The sequence below is a fragment of the Novosphingobium sp. genome, from assembly GCF_030699305.1.
Classification (GTDB): domain Bacteria; phylum Pseudomonadota; class Alphaproteobacteria; order Sphingomonadales; family Sphingomonadaceae; genus Novosphingobium.
Genome location: NZ_JAUYNB010000040.1, coordinates 1 through 21433 on the forward strand (window position 1 = coordinate 1; position 21433 = coordinate 21433).

The window sequence follows — 21433 nt, forward strand, 5'->3', positions numbered from 1 at the left end:
CCGAGAACGACTATGACCCCGAAGGGCTCAATCTGATGGACGAGTTCTCGGACAACATCTGCACATACGTCGAGCCCTTCGACGGCGACATTAAGCTGGTGAGCGTAGAAAACCTGCGCTGAATTTGTCCACGCCGCCTAGCCCCCGCCCAGTCAATCGCCGCGCAGCCCCCCTCCCCCGCAGGGGGAAGGGGGCGCTGGTCAGCTTACCACTTGAACCGCACCGTCGCGCCATAGGTGCGCGGCTGGTTGGGGTAGCCGGAGATCGAGCCGGACTGGACCACCGAATCGAAGATCTGGATCAGGTGGCGGTCGTTGGTCAGGTTTCGGCCCCAGACCGACAGTTCCAGCCCGTTCATCATGGCATAAGTCAGCGAGGCGTTGATTTCGCTCACTTCGCGCTGGAACGGACGGGCCGCGTCGAACGCGGGCTGATAGCTGATCACCTGACCCAGCGCGTTACGCTGGATGAAGCCGGGCAGCCCTTCGAGCACCTGCACTTCGCTTTCATAGTGCCAGTCCCCGCGCAGGATCACGCGGTCGCCATTGCCAAGTTCCTGGTTCCACTGCGCGCCCAGCGTGGCCGAGATACCGGGGATGCCGGCCGGCTTGGTGCCGCTGGCATCGCCCAGCGCCGAGCCGGGGAAGCTGACATATTTCGGATCGAGCCAGACGAGCGAGAGGTTCAGCGTCAGCGGCTTCACCGGCTTGACCATCCCGTCGAATTCGATCCCGTGCGTGGTCTGCTGGCCCGCGTTGGCGAGTGCAAAGCCGGTGCCGGTAAAGACGTTGGACTGGAAGCCGTTGATGGTCTGCTTGAACAGCGTCAGGTTGGCGCTGGCCATGCCCCAGTTCGCTTTCAGGCCCAGTTCCAGCACCTTGGCGTTCTCCGGCCCGGCAAAGCGTGAACCCGTCGTCAGGTTGGGCGTCACCAGCCCGGCGGCGGCCAGTGCGGCATAGTCGCCCGCCAGCGGACGGCCATCGCGCGAGAGGTTGAACGAGCTGGCCTTGAAGCCAGTCGCATAGGAAATGTAGGCGTTGAGGTTGTCGGTCATGTTCCACGCCAGCCGCGCGGTCCACGACAGGTCGTTGTCGCGGGTCTTGCCGTTTTCCACCGCGTTGGGGATGTTCAGGAACGGCGGCAGGAATTGCAGCGAGCGCAGCGCCAGCAGCGGGTTGACCGCCGGGTTGGTCTGGTTGGCCCCGGCAAAGGCCGTCGCGCCCGTGACGATGGCGGAATAGATCGTCGGCTGCGCGCCCGCGAACGTCGCGATCTGGCCTGCGTCCGCCGGCGTGGTCTGCCCCAGCGCCGCGCCGACCTGCTGCGCGATCACGGTGTTGCGGATCACCCCGCCGCCGATAGCCACCAGATCCAGCGCCGAAAACGCGTCGGTGCTGACCGTGTTCGACCGCACGGTCTTGCGATCCTTGGTATAGTTCGCGCCGAGCGTCAGGGTCAGCTTCTGCCCCAGCTTCACATCGACATTGCCGAAGATCGACCAGGCGGTGTTCTTCATCCGGAAATCGTCAAAGATGCCCTGCCCGGCCTGCTGGAAAGTGTTCGCGGGCAAGCCCAGCACCTGCGTTTCCAGCGCGGTGATCCCGCCGCCGGACAGGATGTTCACATAAGGGCGGAACTGCGTGCCAAAGGTCAGCGCGTTCTGGTTGCGGACGTTCTCGTTGAAGTAGAACGCACCCAGCATGGCGTTGAACACGTCCATGAACCCGGCCGAGAGGCGCAGTTCCTGGGTGAAGGTATCCAGTTCGACATCGCCCCGGTTGCCGCCGATCAGATCGGCGCTGGTGAAATCCGAATCCTGATTGGTCCGCGCGGTGCTGCTGCGATAGGCGGTGATCGAGGTCAGCTTGAGCGGGCCGACCGAATAGTCCGCCTGCCCCGAAACGCCCCAGTTCTCGATATTGTTGGACGACGGGAAGTTCGAATAGGCGACATTGGCGAACGGCGTATTGAAATCGTTGACCCGGCCGCCCAGCGCTTCCAGCGCGCTCGTCGCACCGGACCGGCGCAAGTTGACCACAGCGCAGCAGTTTTCGTCGAGCTTGTCGAAGTCGGCGATCAGCCGGACTTTCAGCGCGTCATTCGGTTCAAACAGCGCCTGCCCGCGCACGAACCAGCGGTTCCGCTCGTTCGCCTTGTCGCCATAGCCCAGATCCATGGCCGTGCCGTCACGCTTGTTGATCCCGGCGGCCAGACTGGCCGCGATCGTGTCGGTCAACGGGCCGGTGACATAGCCTTTGACCACAGCCGCGTTGTAGTTGCCGTACGTGGCCTCGACATTGCCGCCAAAACTGAACTTCGGTTCGCGCGTGATGAGCGAAATGACCCCCGCGCTGGCGTTCTTGCCAAACAGCGTCGACTGCGGCCCGCGCAGCACTTCGATCCGCGCGACATCGGGCAGATCGCCGATCTGCGCGGCCGTGCGTGACCGGTAGACCCCATCGACGAACACCCCGACCGACGGTTCGATCCCCGGATTGTTCGCACCGTTGCCAAAGCCGCGGATGATGAAATTGGTATTGGCCGAACTTTGCAGCTGCGCCACGCGCAGCGACGGGACCAGTGATTGCAGATCTTTCAGATCGCGCACCTGCGCGCGTTCCAGCAGCTCGCCGGTCGCCACCGATACGGCCACCGGCACATCCTGCAACGATTGCGCGCGCTTGGTGGCGGTCACGATGATCTCGTTCCCGTCTTCATAAGTCGGTGCCGTTTCGGCGAGCTCCGGCGCGGGCAGCGCCTCTTCCTCGGGCAGTTCGCCGTCCTGCGCCCATGCGGCGGCGGGCACAGTCAGCGCGGTGGCGGCAATCCCCAGCAACAGCGCACTGCGCCGGCGGGAAGAAGCTGCGGGGCCAGACAAGATCATCGTGAAATCCTTCATCAAAGAACGGACAGGCAAGCGCTGCGCCAAACCGGAATACGGCCCGCGCGGCCCGTCAATCTGCATGCTCCCATAAGTTTACGTCAGAGGCGCGGCAACAGCGTTCGTCGATCCCAGCCGGCATCTGCCGATCCGGCGGCACAAGCTGTGCCGCCACACCGCTTGCCCAAATCCACCGGATCGGCTAGGGGCGCGCGGAATGTTGCGGTGCAACAGGCACTGCCGCCTCCTCCAGAATTCGAGAGCCAATCCATGTCCGCCCCCCTTCCCCTGCGCAATATCGCCATCATCGCGCACGTCGATCACGGCAAGACCACCCTGGTTGATCAGCTGTTCCGCCAGTCCGGCACTTTCCGTGACAACCAGCGCGTCGAAGAACGTGCAATGGATTCCAACGACCTCGAAAAGGAACGCGGGATCACCATTCTGGCCAAGTGCACCTCGGTCGAGTGGGAAGGCACGCGGATCAACATCGTCGATACGCCCGGCCACGCCGATTTCGGCGGCGAAGTGGAACGCATCCTGAGCATGGTCGACGGCGTGATCCTGCTGGTCGACAGCAGCGAAGGCGCGATGCCGCAGACCAAGTTCGTGACCGGCAAGGCGCTGGCGCTGGGCCTGAAGCCGATCGTCGTCGTCAACAAGGTCGACCGCCCGGATGAACGCATCCAGGAAGTGCTGGACGAAGTGTTCGACCTGTTCGTCAGCCTGGATGCCAGCGACGAACAGCTCGATTTCCCGGTGCTCTATGCCTCGGGCCGCAACGGCTATGCCAACTCCGATCCCTCGCTGCGCGAAGGCACGCTGACCCCGCTGTTCGAAAAGATCGTGGAACACGTCCCCTCGCACGCCGCCGATTTCGACGGGCCGTTCAAGTTCCTGGTTACCCTGCTGGACCGCGACAACTTCCTGGGCCGCATCCTGACCGGCAAGGTGCAGAGCGGCACGGTCAAGGTGAACTCGCCGATCCACGCCATCGACAACACCGGCAAGGTCATCGAAACCGGCCGTGCGTCCAAATTGCTGGCGTTCCGCGGACTTGAACGCGTGCCGGTTGAGGAAGCCCGCGCCGGGGACATCATCTCGATCGCCGGGATGGCCGCCGCCACCGTGGCCAACACCATCGCCGACCCGGCCGTGACCGAGCCGCTGCACGCGCAGCCGATCGATCCGCCGACCCTGTCGATGCGCTTTGCCGTGAACGACAGCCCGATGGCGGGCCGCGAAGGCAGCAAGGTGACCAGCCGCATGATCCGCGACCGGTTGGAGCGCGAGGCGGAATCGAATGTCGCCATCCGCGTCACCGAATCGGCCGACAAGGACAGCTTCGAAGTCGCCGGGCGCGGCGAATTGCAGCTGGGCGTGCTGATCGAAACGATGCGCCGCGAAGGCTTCGAACTGGGCATCAGCCGCCCGCGCGTGCTGTATGGCACCGACGAATCCGGCCATCGCACCGAACCGTACGAAACGGTCGTGATCGACGTGGACGATGAACATTCCGGCACGGTCGTCGAAAAGATGGCGGTCCGTAAGGGCGAAATGATCGACATGCGCCCGTCGGGCGGCGGCAAGACGCGCATCACGTTCTCCGCCCCGTCGCGCGGCCTGATCGGCTATCACGGTGAATTCCTGTCCGACACGCGCGGCACCGGGATCATGAACCGTCTGTTCGAAAAGTATGGCCCGCACAAAGGCAAGATCGAAGGCCGCAAGAACGGCGTGCTGATTTCCAACGGCACGGGTGAAGCCGTGGCCTATGCTCTGGGGCCGCTCGAAGAGCGCGGCATCCTGTTCGTTGGCGTCGGCACGCCGCTGTATGAAGGCATGATCATCGGTGAAAACGCCAAGCCGGACGATCTGGAAGTCAACCCGATGAAGTCCAAGCAGCTGACGAACTTCCGTTCGACCGGCAAGGACGATGCGATCCGCCTGACCCCGCCGAAGATCATGACGCTGGAACAGGCCATTGCCTATATCGACGACGATGAAATGGTCGAAGTGACGCCCAAGTCGATCCGCCTGCGCAAGGCCATTCTCGACCCGAATGAACGCAAGAAGGCATCGCGCAAGAAAGAAGCTGCCTGATTGCAGCGGCAGCCTGATAACCGGCTGCATTCGACTCACCGCATAACAGCAACAGCCGGGCCGCCATGCGCGTCCGGCTGTTTTGCTGTGTCCGGCCGGGGCGACCATCGGTATCTGATGGAAATGTATCGTAAGTTACTGAATAAATTGCCGGATTTTTATCAATGCGCAATTTTTCCAATCAACATGAATCGTGTCTTGTATGAATACGACAAAATTTTCTTGCAAACCATTGCAGTAAAAAAAATTCCCGTTTGCGCAAAATCAATTTGTAACCTGCTCCTTGGGTTGTAACCTAAGTTTCTACATGGAATCATTCGCAGGATTCTCGGATGGATGATTCATGGGTGAGTGCAACTGAGGGGTATCTACACATGACGGCAACTTCGACACGTCGCGGACACAGCGTCAGCGTCTCATTGGGCATCAGCGTTTCACTGGCCGCCCTGTGCATCGCGATGCCGGCAGTCAGCCAATCGACCACCCCCGGCATTTACCAGAACGTCAGCGGGTCTGATCCGGATGGCGGAGCAGTGCTGAACGGCACGATCCTGATCCCGACCGGAGTCAATTCCGCGCACGGCACCACCAACGATACCGGGGCCGCATCGGCGTCTGCTTATGTCACCTCGGCGCTGGGGGCCAATCCCGGTGCGGTGGAGCAGATCATCAACGCTTCGAACAACGCGCAAGGCACGGTCACGGTCGAAGGCGCGCTGACGATCCAGGCGATCGCCAAGGCCAATAACGCGGCCGGGAACGCGGACGCCAATAGCCAGATCGATTATGGTATCAGCCAGAATGCAAGCGCGCCCGGCACCGCATCGACCCTGCTGGACGTGAAGGTCGGCGGGCAATTGCTGATCACGTCGCAGGCCACCGCCACCGCCAGCGGATATGCGACCGCGCGAAGCGAGCTCAACAACGGCGTGATCCAGACCGGGACCGGTAACGCGGTATCCCACCTGATCCAGAATGCCGGCCAGATCACGATCGAGAGCAAGGCGATTGCCACCGGTGGAACCGGGGCCAATGCCATCGCCAATCTGTCACGCGGATTGTATCAGCATGCCAGCAACCAGCCCACGGCAACGCTGGGGCTGACCAACGCGGCAGGCGCCGGGATCACCACCACCGCCGAAGCCCAGGCCGAAGCGACCACCGGATCAGTTCAGGCCCAGGCCCAGAACAGTGAAGCGATCCATCAGTATGTCACCGGCAACTACTACACCGAAAATGACGATACTGCGCGGATCACCCTGACCAATGCAGGCGCGATTGCCGCCACTGCCAAGGCAAGGGCCGTAACCGGCAGCGGTCAGGCCAATGCTTACGCCTATCAATCGAACGGTTTGCTGCAACAGGCCAACTACATCGAGAACGCCTCGACCGAGCTGACCAATGCCGCCGGCGGGACAATCAGCAGCCGGGCCGAAGCACTGGCCCAGACCGGCAATGGCAACGCCTATGCGCAGGCGCAGAGCTATTCCGCGATCCAGCAGTACGCGTATGACTATTATTATTACTACTACATGGACGGCGCAGGCGTGTCGTCCAATGTGCTGACCAATGCCGGGGCAATCCTGTCCGACGCACTGGCGACCGCCCGCACGACGGCCGGCTATGCTGAATCGCACGCCTACAGCGGCTATGCGACGCAGCAGAATGCCTATGGCAACGAAGACAACTCCAACACGCTGACGAATGCGGTCGGAGGCACGATCAGCACCGTCTCCACCTCGCTCGCCGAAAGCGCGAGCGGCAATGCCTATGCCTATTCGCACAGTTACAACACGGCCTATCAGCAGGCTTACGGCGAAAATTATTACTACTATTACGGCGAAAATGACTTCAGCGGCACGGCCCGCAACACGCTGACCAATGGCGGGACGCTTTTGGGTACGTCCAGCAGCGAAGCGACCGGCACCACCGGCGCGCGCGCTTATTCCTATCGCGGCGACGGCGTGGGTCAGTATGCCTATTATGCCGGGGCGTTGAGCAACGAGATCGACAACGCTGCAGGCGCCGTGATCACGCTGTCCGCCGCAGCCAAGGCCCGCACCACCGGCGGCGAAGCCTATGCCGAAGCCTATAACAGCGAGGCGATCCGGCAGTACAATTACAACTATAACTACTATTACTACGGTTATTACGGCGCCGGTGACACCGCGCTGTCGCGGCTGACCAATGCGGGGGCGATTACCCTGTCCAGCACCGCCGATGCTGCCAGCACCAATGGCAATGCCCGCGCCTATACCCGGTTGGACAACGGCGTCCGGCAGGACAGCCATGGCGCGACGCTGGCCCATACCCTGTTGCTGGCCAACCAGTCCGGCGGCTCGATCGGGCTGACTGCCACTGCGCTCGCCAACAGCAGGAACAGTGGGGCCACGGCCACCAGTTCCATCGATTATGGCATTTTCCAGCAGGCCAACCCATACAACTACACCAATGAGCCAACCACGGCGTCGCTGGCACTGACCAATGCGGCGAACGCGGCGATCACCGTCACGGCGGCTGCTGATGCCACCGCGGTCGATGGTCCGGCCGAGGCCAATGGCCAGATCTATCAGGGTATCACCCAGACCGCGAACGCCACCCAGTCCGACCTCAGCGTGGTGAATGACGGGACGATCACGATCACCGGTTCGGGAACGGCCCGCTCCACCCGGTCGGCGGAATCCGAAGCAACCACGGCTGCTTACGCCAATGGGTCGGTCAATCAGGGTATTTACCAGAACGCCAATGGTTCGTCCGCGACGCTGGCCAATACCGGCCGGATCACGGCGACCGGTTCGGCGCTGGCCGAAGCGGGCGATTCTGCCTATGCACAGGCAAGTTCGTCCGGCATCCGGCAGTACGCCTATGGCCAAACCGCAACGGTCAGCCTGACCAATTCGGCCACCGGATCGATCAGCACCATCGCCCAGTCCATCGCCAAGGCGACCAGCGCCAGCGCCCATGCCTCGGCTCAGGGGCTGCAGCAGGAAGTCTATGGCAACACGGCCACGGCGACGTTCAGCAATGCCGGACAGTTCAGCGTATCGGCCAGTGCTGCCGCGCAGAACGCGACCAGCGGATCGGCCTCGGCCCAGGCCGCTGGATACGAGGTCTATGGCTCGCCGCTGGCGGTCAACATCTCGAACAGCAAGACCTTCTCGGTCAGTGCGTCCGCCACCGCACCGGGCACGGCCAATGCCGAAGCGGTGGGGATGCTGATCCAAAGCAGCGGGTATAGCTACAGCACGATGGCGGCCCCGGCGGAAGGCGAACAGCCGGCCCCCGAACCGCAGTTCCCCGGCCTGTCCGGCACGATTGCCAACAGCGGCACGCTGGTGGTGACGGCCAGTGCGCTGGGCGGCAGTGCCGGCAATGGCATCACGCCCACGGTCAGCATCATCAGCGGCACTGCGGCGCGCGCCGGAGGTATCCTGGTCGAAGCAGGGGCGCTGAACACCACGATCAGCAACAGCGGAACGATCCAGGTCTCGGCGATCAGCAATGGCCGCCCGGTTCAGGCGGTGGGCATCGGGGTTTCCTCCGGTGGCTACGCCCCCATGGTCGAATCCGAGCCGACCGGCCCGGTCCTGACGATTGCCAACGCGGGCGGTTCGATCATTGCCCGGCAGAGCACCAATGGCGGCACCAGCTGGCTGCGCGGCACCGCGATTGACGTGGGCAGCGTGAACGGCCCGGTGGCGCTGAACTTCACCGGCACCAGCCTGCTCTATGGCGATGTGATCCTGAACGCGGTGAGCACGATGACCATCGCCAGCGGGACAACCACGCTGGACGGCGTGATCAACCCGGTCCCGCCGGAAGGCGATACCGAGGAATACTATCCCGACAGCGGCAGCACCGGCATCTCGACGATGTCGGCGGGCACTCTGGCCGTGCCTTATGCCGCCGGTCCGGTCGGTCCGCTGCTGGGCACGCTGACCGTTGCCAACGGCGCGACGCTGGTGCTGGCCAACCAGCCCCCCAACCCGCCCGCCGGGGCGAATGTCAACACGTTCAACCTGAACACCGGCGGCACGCTGTGGATGCAATTCCTTGCCAGCCCGACCGCGCCCACTCCGTATATCAACGCCAACACCGCCAATCTGGCCGGACGTCTGGTGGTTGATCTGGCGACGACCAACGGGCTGTATTTCAACTCCTACAGCTATCAGGACATCATCGACGCCAATACGCGCAACGGCACGTTCTCCAGCGTGGTGATGGCCCGTCCGTCGGTGCTGCTGACTCCGGTCGCCAGCTATGACGCGCAAAACAACGTCGACCTGACCGTCACCCGCGTCCCCTTTGGCGCGGTGCCGGGGCTGACCTTCAACCAGCGGGCCACGGCCAACGGGATCGAGGCGGTCTATACCCCGGCGCAAGGCGGGGCATACGGCACGCTGCTGGCCAACCTGTTCCAGCAGTCCTCCACGACCTATCCGGTCGCGCTCGATATGCTGTCGGGTGATCAGTATGCCGGGTTCGTCCAGAACCTGCGCAACACCAGCCTGCAAGTCAGCACGCTGGTGTCCGATCAGCAGGACTGCGCGATCAGCAAGGACGGCGTCGATGCCTGCCGCGAACCGGATGGCGGGCTGCGGATGTGGGCGCTGGGCGGCTTCAACGATGCCCGCGTCGATACCGACATCAACGCGCCGGGTTACGATGCCGACAACTACTTTGCCCTGCTGGGGCTGGACTACACGGTCGGGTACTTCACGATCGGGGCGTTCGGCGGCTATCGCAAGGCCAAGGCAGCGTTCACCCGCAACAACGGGCGGATCGAGGCGGACGGTTATCAGATCGGCGGCACCGCCGGGTTCGACATGGGCAGCTTCTATATCCGCGGCAACGGCAGCTTTGCCGACCTGAACGGGGATAGCAGCCGCACCATCGGCATCCTGACCACGGCCGGAACCGCCGTGGCCAAGCCGGAATACCGCATCACTTCGCTCTATGGCGAAGCGGGCGGGCGGCTTGAACTGGGCCAGACCTGGCTCACCCCGTTCGTGGGCGTGGAATACACCAAGGTCACGACCAAGACGTTCACCGAAACCGGGGTTGCAGGCGCAAACCTGAACCTGCCCGAACAGAACCAGAGCCAGACTTCGTTCCTGGCGGGTCTGAAGTGGGCCGGTAATCTGGGCGGGATCATCCCCGAAGCCAAGGTTGCCTATCGCCACGATAACGGCGACGGCTTCTTCACCTCGACCGCGCGGTTCGCCGATGCACCGGGCAACAGCCTGTTCACCGTGCGCTCGCCGGTGACCAAGCGCGATACGGTCATGGCTGGGTTCAGCCTGGCCGGGGCGCTGGGTGAAAAGGTCATGGGCCGGATCGGCTATCAGGGCCGGTTCGGGAAGAACCTGAAGGACAACGCCTTCTATGGCAGCCTGACGGTCCGGTTCGGTGGCAGCGAGGCTCCGCTGCCCCCGCCGCCGCCTGCACCGCCCCCGCCGCCGCCCCCGCCGCCGCCGCCGGTGGTTGAAGCTCCGCCCCCGCCGGCCCCGGTCTGCAACAAGGGTCCCTACATCGTGTTCTTCGATTGGGACCGGTCGGACCTGACTGCCGAAGCGGCCACCGTGCTGGACAGCGCAGTCACCGCATATGGCAGCTGCGCATCGGTTCCCGTGATGGTCGCCGGTTATGCCGACCGGTCGGGTCCGCCGCGCTATAACCAGGGCCTGTCGGAACGCCGCGCGGAAACGGTGCGCGGGTACATGAACACCCGCGGGATCGACAATTCGGCGATCTCCACGCAAGCCTTCGGTGAAGCGAACCCGCGCGTTCCCACAGCCGACGGCGTCCGCGAAATCCAGAACCGCCGGGTGGAAATCACCTACGGTCCGGGTTCGGGGATGTAACACCGGCCAGTCACCCCTCCCCGGCGGGGAGGGGGCTGTCAGACAGCATCAGGTCGCCCTGGTATAGCCACCGGGAACGAACGGAAGGGGGGCGGAGCGATCCGTCCCCCTTCTGTTGTCAGGTCTGGCGTCAGGTCAGCTTTCGCTGTCGCGCACCAGCAGGGCCAGCTCGGTCCGGTTGCTGACCCCCAGCTTGTCATACAGCCGGTGCAGCGCGACCTTTACCGCGCCTTCGGTCATTTCCAGCAGTTCGGCAATTTCCCGGTTGCGCTGGCCCGATCCCGCAGCCCGGGCCAGCGCCAGTTCGCGCGGCGTCAACTGCGCGATCAGGCTGGCCCGACCACCCCGGCCGGATGCGTCCAGCGCCCGCGCCAGCAGATCGGGGGCAATCGCCTGTCCGCCTTGCACGACAATCCCGATCGCTTCGGCCAGCATCCGGCTGCCGCCCTGTTTGCCGACAATCCCGTTAACCCCCGCCCGCAGCGCTGCGACCAGCTGCGGATCGTCCAGTTGCGCCGTCAGCAGAATCACCGGCCGCCAGTCATCCGCTTCGCGCAAGGCCTGCAGCACGGAAATCCCGTCGCGCCCCGGCATATTGACATCCAGCACGACCACGGCGGGATCGTGCGCCGCCACCGCGGCCAGCGCCGCATTGCCATCGCCGACCGCTGCGACGACCGTCATTCCGGCGGCTTCCAGCACGGCCTGCACCCCGGCCAGCAGGAACGGATGGTCATCCGCGATCAGCACCCGGATCATGCTGCCGCCCCGATCGGCACGGTGACGCGCAGCAGGGTGCTGCCCGGCCCGGATGTCACGTTCAGCTGACCGGCCAGTTCAGCCACCCGCTGCGCGATGGAATACGGCTGCAAGGGCCGCGGCCGCGCTGGAAAGCCCTGACCGTCGTCGCTCAGGTCCAGCCCGATATGGCTCCCCGTCTGGCGCACCCGCACGTCCACGCGCCGGGCATCGCCATGCCGGACCGCGTTGGCAACGGCTTCGCGCAGGATCTGTTCCAGTTCGTGCAAGGCCCGCAGCGATACGTCCGCCAGTTCGGTCTCCGCTTCCAGCGACCAGTCGATCCCCCACCGCGCCGCGCTGTCTTCCAGCGATGCCGCCAGTTCAGCCTTCAGATCGCAGCACCGGTCTGGTTCATCCCGGTCACGCAGTTGCAGGATCAGGCGCTGAACGTTGTGCTCTTCACGTTCCAGCGAGTGTTGCAGGGCGTCCAGATCTTCGCCGATTGCCTTGCCCCCGGCCAGCGCCTGGCGCAGTGCCTCGATCCGGAAACTGGCCCCGGCCAGCGATTGCGCCACGCTGTCATGCAGATCGCGCGCCACCGCATCGCGCACCCGGATCCGGTCCGCCGCGCGCGTGACGACCATGATCGTCCGGCGATCCAGCGCATGGCCGATCTCGGTCCCGGCGGCACGCGCCAGCCGCAAATGGTCGGCGGACGGATCGTGAATGTCGGTCAGCAGCAAGTGGCACGTCCCGCCTTGTGCGGGGACCGTCACCATCAAACCGCTGTCCGTGCCGAACCGGGTGGGGAGCGGATGATTGAGTGCGCCCTTGCGCGCCAGCAACGCGCCATCATCGCGCAGCTGCAACGTCCGCTGGCGAGCCCGGTCGAACAGCGTGGTGGCAGCCACATCCACGGTCAGCGCCGCAAACTGATCCGGCCCCAGACGTTCCCCTGCAGTGCCCAGCGTGCCGGCGCTTTGCACCCAGGCCCACGGTTCATCATCTGGCAGCCAGGCGATGGCCAGCCCCGCCGCGTCGGCCTGCTGGCCGGCAAAATCGAGCACCGCCGCAAAGCCATCGGCCAGGTCGCCTTCATACGGCAGGTCAAGCCGGGGCGGACGGCCCTTGCCGATCAGGTCGCCCAGCCACACGATGAACCCGGCCAGTGCGATCATGCACAGCAGCTGCGCCCCCAGCCAGCCGGAATGGCCCGGTTGCAGCAGCAGCGCGGCCCAGGCTGCGCCATATCCGGCCACCACCACCAGTCCCGCCGCCAGCGCCCCGCGCCGCGGCCAGCCCAGTTCAGCGCTGAGCAGGACAAACGCATAGATCGCCATGAACAGTCCGGCAGCAGCCGGTGCAGGCAGCCCCGGCAAGACCAGCACCGCGCCCAGTACGGCGGCATCGAGCACCAGTGCGGGCAGCCGCAGCTGGTGATTGAGCCACCAGTTGCCGTGCGTGACCGTCCCCAGCAGCAGGGCAAGCGCAAGCGCAAAATAACCCCCAGCAATCAGCTGGGCGGGAACAGCACCGTTGGAACGTTCACTCAATTCGGTCCAGGTGGTGGCCAGCAAGGCCAACGCCAAACCGGTCCGAACAATCGCGACGACCCTGCCAGTGCGAAAATTCAATGCCTTACGCATCTGAATGTGTGCTTTCGCTATATGTTCACCACACTTGCAGCCGTTGCACGCGCCAGTCAATCAGCCAAACCCAGTCAATCAGCCAAACAGGGGGGAGAGCGACTCGCGCTGGTCCGCCCAATCCGCTAAGGCGCGGCGGATGGAAATGTCGGAACTTCGCATTGCCCTTGTTTCGGGCAACTACAACTACGTCCGGGACGGGGCGAATCAGGCACTGAACCGGCTGGTCGAATACCTGCTGCGGCAGGGTGCGGCCGTGCGGATCTATTCCCCCACGGTTGACGAACCCGCGTTCGAACCAACCGGCGATCTGGTCAGCTTGCCCAGCTTTGCCATTCCGGGGCGCGACGAATACCGTTTTCCGATTGCCCTGTCGCCAGGCGTGCGACGTGATCTGGCCACCTTTGCGCCCAACGTGGTCCATGTCGCCTCGCCCGACATCGTTTCGCACCGCGCGGTCAGCTGGGCGCGCAGACGGCAGGTGCCGGTGCTGGCATCGGTTCACACCCGGTTTGAAACCTATTTCCGCTATTACAACATGGCGTGGTTCGAACCAGCGGTGGAGGCGATCCTGCGCCGGTTCTATCGCCGCTGCGATGCGCTGGTGGCCCCGTCTGAATCGATGGCGCAAGTGCTGCGCGACCAGCGGATGAACTATGACGTCGGCATCTGGTCGCGCGGGGTGGACCGCGAGATGTTCAATCCCGGCCGCCGCGATGCGGACTGGCGGCGCGGCCTGGGCTTCGCCGACGATGATGTGGTGATCGGCTTTCTCGGCCGTCTGGTGATGGAAAAAGGGCTCGACGTGTTTTCCGACACGATCGACGACCTCAATCGCCGGGGCGTGCCGCACAAGGTGCTGGTAATCGGCGAAGGCCCGGCGCGCGACTGGTTCGAGGCGCGGTTGCCCGGTGCGGTCTTCGCCGGTTTTCAGGGCGGCGCGGATCTGGGCCGCGCGGTGGCCTGTATGGACGTGCTGTTCAACCCGTCGATCACGGAAACCTTTGGCAACGTCACGCTGGAAGCGATGGCCTGCGGCCTGCCAGTGGTCGCCGCCGCCGCGACCGGCAGCGAAAGTCTGGTCAGTGATGGCTTTTCCGGCCGGTTGATCCGCCCCGGCGCGATCCACCAGTTCGCCGAAGCGCTGCGCGCCTATGTCGAGCAGCCAGACCTGCGCGCGCGCCACGGTGCAGCGGGTGAGGCACGGGCGATGGAGTTCAGCTGGGACCGGATCAACCAGGCGGTTGCCGATACGTATCTGCGGCTGATCCGCCAGCGCGCCGCCACGCGGCGCTGAACCCCGTTACCGCAGGTTTCCGGCCAGAATGGCCGTGCGCGCATACCACAGCAGGAACGCGATCACGGTCAGGATCAGCACCGGCTGCGCCGGTTCCAGCACGCCAGCCATGGCCTGGGCCGAAAAACTGATGATCGCGCCCAGCAACGATGCCGCGAACGCGGCCACCGCATGGCGCGATCGCAGCAGCATCAGCACCGAACCGGCCAGCGATCCCCAGATCCCCAGCGCCCAGCCGCCGTGCGCCCACAGCGGCATCGCCGCGACATAGTCACGCATGGCAGGCGGCGCGCTGTTCAGCAGCGCCGCGTCACCAAGATTGGTCAGCGTATAAAGGTATGCGCCAAAGCTGTTCCAGCACAGCCCCAGCAGCGTCACCACCCAAAAGCTTAACGGCGGCCGTGCCGCTCCAAGCGTCCCATCCATGCAACCCTCCCCGTTACTGTTATAGAGGTTTATACGGAGTGTAACACGTATGGATCGCGCAACCAAATGCGCAATCGCGGGTGCGTAATCAGGTCGGGCACCAGTCCATTGCCAGCGGCGCTTCGCGAAACGCGAACCGCTCCAGATGGCGCACGACCGCGCCTTGCAGCCCGGTCAGCTGCCCATCCGCGCTCGCGTCGATCCGGCAGTCCAGCCCGCCCGCGTCGGCGGTAAAGGTCACCACCGCATCACCCGGCCAGCTGGCGCCGCGCGCATCGCGTGGGAACGTCACCGTGCCGCGTTCAGGGGTGAATTCCACCGCCAGGTTGTGCGCCCAGTGCTTGCAGAGCTGTTGCAGATACCGGCTGCCATGCGGCGTTGCCAGCCGCGCCGTGGCCGACGCGCTCACAGCCGTTCGATCCGGCGGGCGGCATCGTCAAGGATGTCAGCCACTGCGTGCATCGTCTCCTTGTCAAACTCCGCTTCGCGGGCGCGGTTGCGCAGCGCGGTGGACAGGTTGCCCATCGCACGGGTGACCGGCGGGGCGCGGTGACGGCTGTCCGCCTCGCCCAGCGCTTTCAGCCGGTCGATCAGCGCGGCGGCTTCTTCGGCGCGGGCGGTCAGTTCGGTGCGCCCGGCCGCGGTCAGGGCATAGGCCCGGCGCGCGCCCTCTGCCGCCTGCTCGGTCACCGCGCCTTCGTCGGTCAGCAGGCTGAGTGTGGGATAGACCACGCCGGGACTGGGGGCATAGGCCCCGCCGGTCAGTTCCTCGACCCCCTTGATCAGGTCATAGCCGTGGCGCGGGGTTTCGCCCAGCAGGTGTAGCAGCACCAGCCGCAGTTCACCGGATGCAAACACCCGGCCTCGCCCGCCGCCGCGACCGTGCCCGCCGCGCGGACCACCCGCTTCACCGTCCCAATCCGCACCGAAGCCCCGCCCGAAGCCCCGCCCGAATCCGGACCCGAATCCGGTGCCGCTCATCATGGCCTTGCTCGGCCCGCTCATCCGGCCACGTGGGCCGCATCCATGCATATGCATATATCTTGAATCCTTCATAATGCCTCTAAGATATATCGTGATGCGATCTTTTCAACCCCCCGTGCAAATTTTCCCGCCAGCCCCTAAACAGGCGGCGATGACCGACCTGTTTCCCGCCGCCGTTCCGCCCGGCACCGCGCCGCAGCCGCTTCGCGACGATGCGCCGCTGGCCGACCGGCTGCGCCCACTGTCGCTGGCCGAGGTAATCGGGCAGGAACACCTGACCGGCCCGGAGGGCGCGATCGGGCGGATGGTCGCGGCGGGCAAGCTGTCCAGCATGATCCTGTGGGGCCCGCCCGGCACCGGCAAGACCAGCACCGCGCGGCTGCTGGCGGACGCGGTGGGGATGCGGTTCATTTCGGTCAGCGCGGTGTTTTCCGGGGTGGCGGACCTGAAGAAGGCCTTTGCCGAGGCTGAAACCGCCGCCAAGGCGGGCCAGCGCACGCTGCTGTTCGTGGACGAAATCCACCGCTTCAACCGCGCCCAGCAAGACGGGTTCCTGCCCTTCGTCGAACGCGGCACGGTGACGCTGGTGGGCGCGACGACCGAAAACCCCAGCTTCGCGCTCAACGCCGCGCTGCTTTCGCGCGCGCAAGTGCTGATCCTGCACCGGCTGGACGCCGCCGCGCTCGACACCCTGCTGACGCGGGCCGAAGCGCTGGCTGGCCCCCTGCCGCTGACCGGCGATGCCCGCGCCGCGCTGGTTGCATCGGCGGACGGCGACGGGCGATTCCTGCTCAATCAGGCCGAAACGCTGTATAACGCGCAGATCCCGGAGCCGCTCGACCCGGTGGGGCTGGGCAAGTTCCTCCAGCGCCGGGTCGCGGTTTATGACAAGGACCGCGACGGGCACTACAACCTGATTTCTGCGCTGCACAAGGCGCTGCGCGGATCAGATCCGCAAGCCGCGCTCTATTACATGGCGCGGATGCTGACCGCCGGAGAGGAGCCGCTCTACGTCCTGCGCCGCCTCGTCCGCTTTGCCAGCGAGGACATTGGCCTGGCCGATCCGCAGGCGCTGACCCAGTGCCTGGCTGCCAAGGACGCCTATCAGTTCCTCGGCAGTCCGGAGGGCGAACTCGCCATCGTGCAGGCCTGCCTCTACCTCGCCACCGCGCCCAAATCGAACGCGGCCTATGTTGCGCACAAGGAAGCCTGGAAAAGCGCGAAGGAAACCGGCAGCCTCGCCCCGCCCGCCAACATCCTCAACGCGCCAACCAAGCTGATGAAGGACATCGGCTATGGCGCGAACTATGCCTATGACCACGATGCGGAAGGCGGGTTTTCCGGCGACAATTACTGGCCGGAGGACATGACCCCGCAGACCTATTACCGCCCGGTCGAGCGCGGGTTTGAGCGTGAAGTGCTGAAGCGGCTGGACTGGTGGGACAGGAAGCGCCGCGAAAAGCGCGGGGAATGAAAGCAGGCCGTTTTCGTCACTTCGCCGCGATTGACTGGTCGGGCGCGGCGGGAGAGCGCCACCATGGCATCGCCGTTGCGCTCTGCTCCGGCGGCAACGCCGCGCCGCAGCTGGTCCGCACCGGCCACCGCTGGTCGCGCGGCGAAGTTCTCGACTGGCTGCAATCCGATCTGCCCGCCGATACGCTGGTCGGCTTCGACATGGGGATCAGCCTGCCCTTTGCCGACCGGCGAGCGTTCCTGCCCGGCTGGGCCGACAGCCCGGCGGATGCGAAAGCCCTGTGGGCGCTGATCGACCGGACTTGCGCGGATAATCCGCACTTGTCCGCCACCAGCTTCGTCGACCACCCGGAAGCGGCCCGCCACTTTCGCCGCCATGGCGGGCGCCAGGGCGACTTATTTCCCGGCGGCCAAGGCCGCTTCCGCGTGACCGAGCGCGCGCAGGCCGCAATGGGCTGCAAGCCTTACAGCAACTTCAACCTGGTCGGGGCGGCGCAAGTCGGCAAGTCCAGCCTAACGGGGATGCGGCTGCTGCACCGGCTGGACGGCCACTTGCCGGTCTGGCCGATTGACCCGATGCCCGCGTCCGGCTCGGTCGTGACCGAAATCTATACCACGCTGGCGGCGATGGCAGCGGGGCGCAGCGCGGGCCGGTCCAAGATGCGCGACCATGCCGACCTCAACGCCGCGCTCGCCGTGCTGGGCAGCGCGGGTGTGCCCGGCACCGGGCCGATTGCCGATCACGCCAGCGACGCGCTGCTGACCGCCGCCTGGCTGCGCACCGCCGCGCCCGATCCGGCGCTGTGGTCCCCGCCCGCACTGACCGATGAAATCGCCCGCACAGAGGGGTGGACCTTTGGCGCAAGGTGACGCTAAGGACGCTGCGATAAGCATTCTGGCCCAAGGTCCAGATAGCCGGCTTAGCTCAGTTGGTAGAGCACCTGATTTGTAATCAGGGGGTCACGGGTTCGATTCCTGTAGCCGGCACCACAACCAGACAAGGGAGCAGCGGGCGACGATGCTTGCAGACATGATCCAGCGCCTGTTCGAGCGGTCGGTTGACGACACCGCGCAGACCCGCGCACGCGATGGCCAGTGGCTTGACGTCGTCTGGGCCGAGGTTGAGGACATGGGTCTGCCGCTAGCCCTGCTGACCGAGGAACAGGGCGGGTTCGGCCTGACGCTCGCCGAAACGGGTGAGGCGCTGCGCCTGCTGGGCCTGCACGCCGTGCCGCTGCCGGTGGCCGAAACGATGGCCGCCAACCGCCTGCTCGCCGCTGCTGGCCTGCCGCTGGCTTCTGGCCCGGCCACGCTGGCCCGCGCCGATCACCTGACGATTGAGGGCGACCGCCTGGTCGGCACGGTTGAACGCGTCGTCTGGGGCGAGCAGCTCGATTGTCTGGCGCTCGCGGTGGGCGATACGCTCTACCGTGTGCCGCGTTCGGGCTGGACGATTGCGGAAACCGGCCTGTCGCTGAACTTCCACCCGCGCCCGACGATCCGGATCGACTGGGCGGTCGATGCCTCGGCCCCTCTGCCCTATTGCCCACTGGCGGGCGGCGCGACGGTGCGCGCCTATCAGATCGCCGGTGCGCTGGAAGCCGCACTGGACCTGACGCTGTCGCACACCGCGACGCGGGTGCAGTTCGGCAAGCCGCTCCAGAAAAATCAGGTCGTCCAGCACGAACTCGCCAAGCTGGCGGGCGAACTGGCCTGCGCCACTGCTGCGGCCGATCTGGCGGGCGAAGCGCTGGACCGGGGCGAGTTTCTGGGCGTCGCTGCCGGGTCACTCCGCGCACGCGAAGCCGCGACGGCGGGCGCCAGCATCGCCACCCAGATGCACGGCGCGATCGGGTTCACCCGCGAACACCGCCTGCATCTTTACACGACTGCCCTGTGGGCCTGGCGCGATGAATTCGGCGGGCAGGTGATGTGGGCGAAACTGCTGGGTCAGGCCGCGCTCGACGCAGGCGGACCCGGATTCTGGCCGATGGTGACTGAACTATGAGCGCGATCCCCTTTCCCGCCCCCCCGGCTGACAGCGACGCCGTTGTCGCCCTGCGGGCTGAATTTCGCGCCTTTCTGGCCGAGCAGCTGAAAGACCGCACCCCGCGCGAACGCTCTGACAGCTGGTATGGCTATGACCGCGCGTTCAGCCGCGCGATGGGTCAGGCCGGGTATCTGGGCATGACCTGGCCGAAGGAATTCGGCGGGCATGAACGCACCGCATTCGAACGCGCCGTGGTGGTGGAAGAATGCCTCGCCGCCGGGGCGCCCGTCGGCGCGCACTGGATTGCCGACCGGCAGAGCGGCCCGTCAATCATCAAGTATGGCACGCCGGAACAGCAGCAGCTGATCCTGCCCCGCATCGCCAGCGGTGAACTGTCATTCGGGATCGGGATGAGCGAGCCGGACTCCGGTTCCGACCTTGCCGCCACCCGCACCAAGGCCGTGCGCGACGGTGACGTTTACCGCGTTACCGGCACCAAGGTCTGGACCAGCTTCGCGCATGAGGCGGACTATGTGATCCTGTTCTGCCGCACCAGCGGCACCCCCGCTGACCGGCACAAGGGCACCAGCCAGCTGCTGATCGACCTGAAGAACACCCCGGGGCTGACCATCCGCCCGATCATCGATCTGGCCGGCCAGCACCACTTCAACGAAATGCATTTCGAGGACGCGGTCGTCCCGGCCTCCATGCTGCTGGGCGAAGAAGGCCAGGGCTGGGATCAGGTGATGAGCGAACTGGCGTTCGAACGCTCCGGCCCGGAGCGGTTCCTGTCCTCGATCGAACTGCTGGTGCAGCTGATCGAGGTGCTGAAAACCCGCCAGAGCGACGCCGCGCAGATCACCGTGGGCCGCGTCACCGCGCGCCTTGCCGTGCTGCGCCGACTGTCGCGCTCGGTCGCGGGGATGCTCCAGAACCATCAGGACGCCGGGCTGCAAGCCGCGATCGTCAAGGATATCGGCGCGCTGTTCGAACAGGGGCTGCCCGATATCGCGCGCGAACTGATCGATTGCGAACCCGATCCGCGCGCCGCAGGGGCTTATTCGGCAGTGCTGGCAAACATCGTCCACAACGCCCCCAGCTGGTCGCTGCGCGGCGGCACCCGCGAAATCCTGCGCGGCATCATCGCCCGCGGGCTGGGGACAAGGTAATGCAACAGAACAGCCGTCACCCCGGATCAGTTTGGGGTGACGGTTAGCATTGCAGCGGAGCCTCAGCCCCGCCCGCGATAGCCCTGCACGCCCTGATCGGGCACCCACAGGCCGTCCGGCACCGGGCCGCTTTGCCAGAACACGTCGATGGGGATGCCGCCGCGCGGATACCAGTAGCCGCCGATGCGCAGCCAGTGGGGCTGCATTTCGGTGAACAGGCGCTGGCCGATACCCACGGTCACGTCCTCATGAAAGCCCGCGTGGTTGCGGAAAGCCCCCAGGAACAGCTTCAGGCTTTTCGATTCGACGATGGTTTCACCGGGGGCGTAATCGATCACCAGATGCGCGAAATCGGGCTGGCCGGTGACGGGGCACAGGCTGGTGAATTCCGGCGCGGCGAACCGCACCATGTACAGCGAACCGTCACGCGGATTGGGCACATAGTCCAGCACCGCCGCTTCGGGAGAGGTCGGCAGCGCGCTGTTCTGGCCCAGGAACTTGGGGCGATGTGTGTCTGTCATGTCACGCGCCATGCCCCGATCGCGCGGCAGACACAAGTGAGCGGTTGGCCGCTATGGGTTCACTCCCTATTCAGGCCGCAAAGCGCGATGCGCGTGACACACATTCGGGACGGAATAATGCGGAATATCGGGGCAATCATCGGCGGTGCGGCGCTGGCACTGGTGCCGCTGTCAGTGGCTGCGCAATCGGTGGAGGAATACCGCCTGCCCGCCGCCACCGCCACGCCCACGCCGCGCGCGCCCGGTCCGGTCGATCCCGACAACCCGGTGGTCAGCGCGCCGCGCCCCGCCGCCACGGCCCCCCCCCGTCCCGCGCAGGCCGCGCCGACGCCCACGCC

General features: G+C 65.5%; 14 protein-coding genes, 1 tRNA gene and 1 pseudogene. 9 read left to right on the top strand and 7 right to left on the bottom strand.

The annotated features are described in order from the left end of the window. Positions 1-205: 205 nt before the first annotated feature. On the bottom strand, positions 206-2884 hold the full coding sequence (locus Q8Q53_RS16165) for a TonB-dependent receptor (RefSeq protein ID WP_305702821.1): 2679 nt from the start codon (positions 2882-2884) through the stop codon (positions 206-208). 267 nt (positions 2885-3151) lie between these two features. On the opposite strand from Q8Q53_RS16165, the gene typA reads away from it, so the two are divergent. Together typA and Q8Q53_RS16300 are read left to right on the top strand one after the other, a co-directional pair. Beyond that, positions 3152-4984: a translational GTPase TypA gene (typA, locus tag Q8Q53_RS16170; protein WP_305702822.1), complete on the top strand. Its 1833-nt coding sequence runs from the start codon at positions 3152-3154 to the stop codon at positions 4982-4984. A gap of 374 nt (positions 4985-5358) precedes the next feature. Then, positions 5359-10848 (top strand): autotransporter domain-containing protein, encoded by a 5490-nt coding sequence (locus Q8Q53_RS16300; protein WP_371136577.1) that lies wholly within the window; start codon positions 5359-5361, stop codon positions 10846-10848. A gap of 135 nt (positions 10849-10983) precedes the next feature. Here Q8Q53_RS16300 and Q8Q53_RS16180 read toward each other — a convergent pair whose 3' ends face one another. Together Q8Q53_RS16180 and Q8Q53_RS16185 are read right to left on the bottom strand one after the other, a co-directional pair. Continuing rightward, entirely contained in the window at positions 10984-11607 is a 624-nt protein-coding gene (locus Q8Q53_RS16180) for a response regulator transcription factor (RefSeq protein ID WP_305702823.1), read from the bottom strand. Then, entirely contained in the window at positions 11604-13142 is a 1539-nt protein-coding gene (locus tag Q8Q53_RS16185; RefSeq protein ID WP_305702824.1) for a sensor histidine kinase, read from the bottom strand. The genes Q8Q53_RS16180 and Q8Q53_RS16185 overlap by 4 nt, the downstream gene beginning before the upstream one ends. A gap of 232 nt (positions 13143-13374) precedes the next feature. Between Q8Q53_RS16185 and Q8Q53_RS16190 the strand changes: the two genes are divergently transcribed. Further along, complete coding sequence (locus tag Q8Q53_RS16190; RefSeq protein ID WP_305702825.1) at positions 13375-14532, top strand: glycosyltransferase family 1 protein; 1158 nt, start codon at positions 13375-13377, stop codon at positions 14530-14532. Between the two features lie 6 nt (positions 14533-14538). Here Q8Q53_RS16190 and Q8Q53_RS16195 read toward each other — a convergent pair whose 3' ends face one another. From Q8Q53_RS16195 to Q8Q53_RS16205, 3 genes are all read right to left on the bottom strand, one after another. Continuing rightward, positions 14539-14958 (bottom strand): hypothetical protein, encoded by a 420-nt coding sequence (locus Q8Q53_RS16195; RefSeq protein ID WP_305702826.1) that lies wholly within the window; start codon positions 14956-14958, stop codon positions 14539-14541. 88 nt (positions 14959-15046) lie between these two features. Then, on the bottom strand, positions 15047-15367 hold the full coding sequence (locus tag Q8Q53_RS16200; RefSeq protein ID WP_305702827.1) for a DUF2218 domain-containing protein: 321 nt from the start codon (positions 15365-15367) through the stop codon (positions 15047-15049). Next, positions 15364-15996, bottom strand: coding sequence for a PadR family transcriptional regulator (locus Q8Q53_RS16205; RefSeq protein WP_305702828.1), 633 nt, complete (start codon positions 15994-15996; stop codon positions 15364-15366). The genes Q8Q53_RS16200 and Q8Q53_RS16205 overlap by 4 nt, the downstream gene beginning before the upstream one ends. A gap of 97 nt (positions 15997-16093) precedes the next feature. Between Q8Q53_RS16205 and Q8Q53_RS16210 the strand changes: the two genes are divergently transcribed. The 5 genes from Q8Q53_RS16210 to Q8Q53_RS16230 all read left to right on the top strand — a co-directional run bounded on the left by Q8Q53_RS16210 (position 16094) and on the right by Q8Q53_RS16230 (position 20574). After that, positions 16094-17416 carry a replication-associated recombination protein A gene (locus Q8Q53_RS16210; protein WP_305702829.1) on the top strand — a complete coding sequence of 441 codons (1323 nt, stop codon included), beginning with the start codon at positions 16094-16096 and terminating at the stop codon, positions 17414-17416. After that, positions 17413-18285 carry a hypothetical protein gene (locus tag Q8Q53_RS16215; RefSeq protein ID WP_305702830.1) on the top strand — a complete coding sequence of 291 codons (873 nt, stop codon included), beginning with the start codon at positions 17413-17415 and terminating at the stop codon, positions 18283-18285. The genes Q8Q53_RS16210 and Q8Q53_RS16215 overlap by 4 nt, the downstream gene beginning before the upstream one ends. Before the next feature lie 44 nt (positions 18286-18329). Further along, a tRNA-Thr gene (locus tag Q8Q53_RS16220) sits at positions 18330-18405 on the top strand. Positions 18406-18433: 28 nt separating this feature from the next. Next, positions 18434-19423 carry an acyl-CoA dehydrogenase family protein gene (locus Q8Q53_RS16225; RefSeq protein ID WP_305702831.1) on the top strand — a complete coding sequence of 330 codons (990 nt, stop codon included), beginning with the start codon at positions 18434-18436 and terminating at the stop codon, positions 19421-19423. Beyond that, a complete protein-coding gene (locus Q8Q53_RS16230; protein ID WP_305702832.1) occupies positions 19420-20574 on the top strand; it encodes an acyl-CoA dehydrogenase family protein in 1155 nt (384 codons plus the stop codon). The genes Q8Q53_RS16225 and Q8Q53_RS16230 overlap by 4 nt, the downstream gene beginning before the upstream one ends. Positions 20575-20636: 62 nt before the next feature. Here the strand turns inward: Q8Q53_RS16230 and queF are convergent, their stop codons facing one another. Beyond that, positions 20637-21095, bottom strand: a complete 459-nt coding sequence (queF, locus tag Q8Q53_RS16235; RefSeq protein WP_305702833.1) for a preQ(1) synthase — start codon at positions 21093-21095, stop codon at positions 20637-20639. A 117-nt stretch (positions 21096-21212) separates the two neighbouring features. On the opposite strand from queF, the pseudogene Q8Q53_RS16240 reads away from it, so the two are divergent. Further along, positions 21213-21433: pseudogene (locus Q8Q53_RS16240) on the top strand (hypothetical protein); the annotation flags it as partial.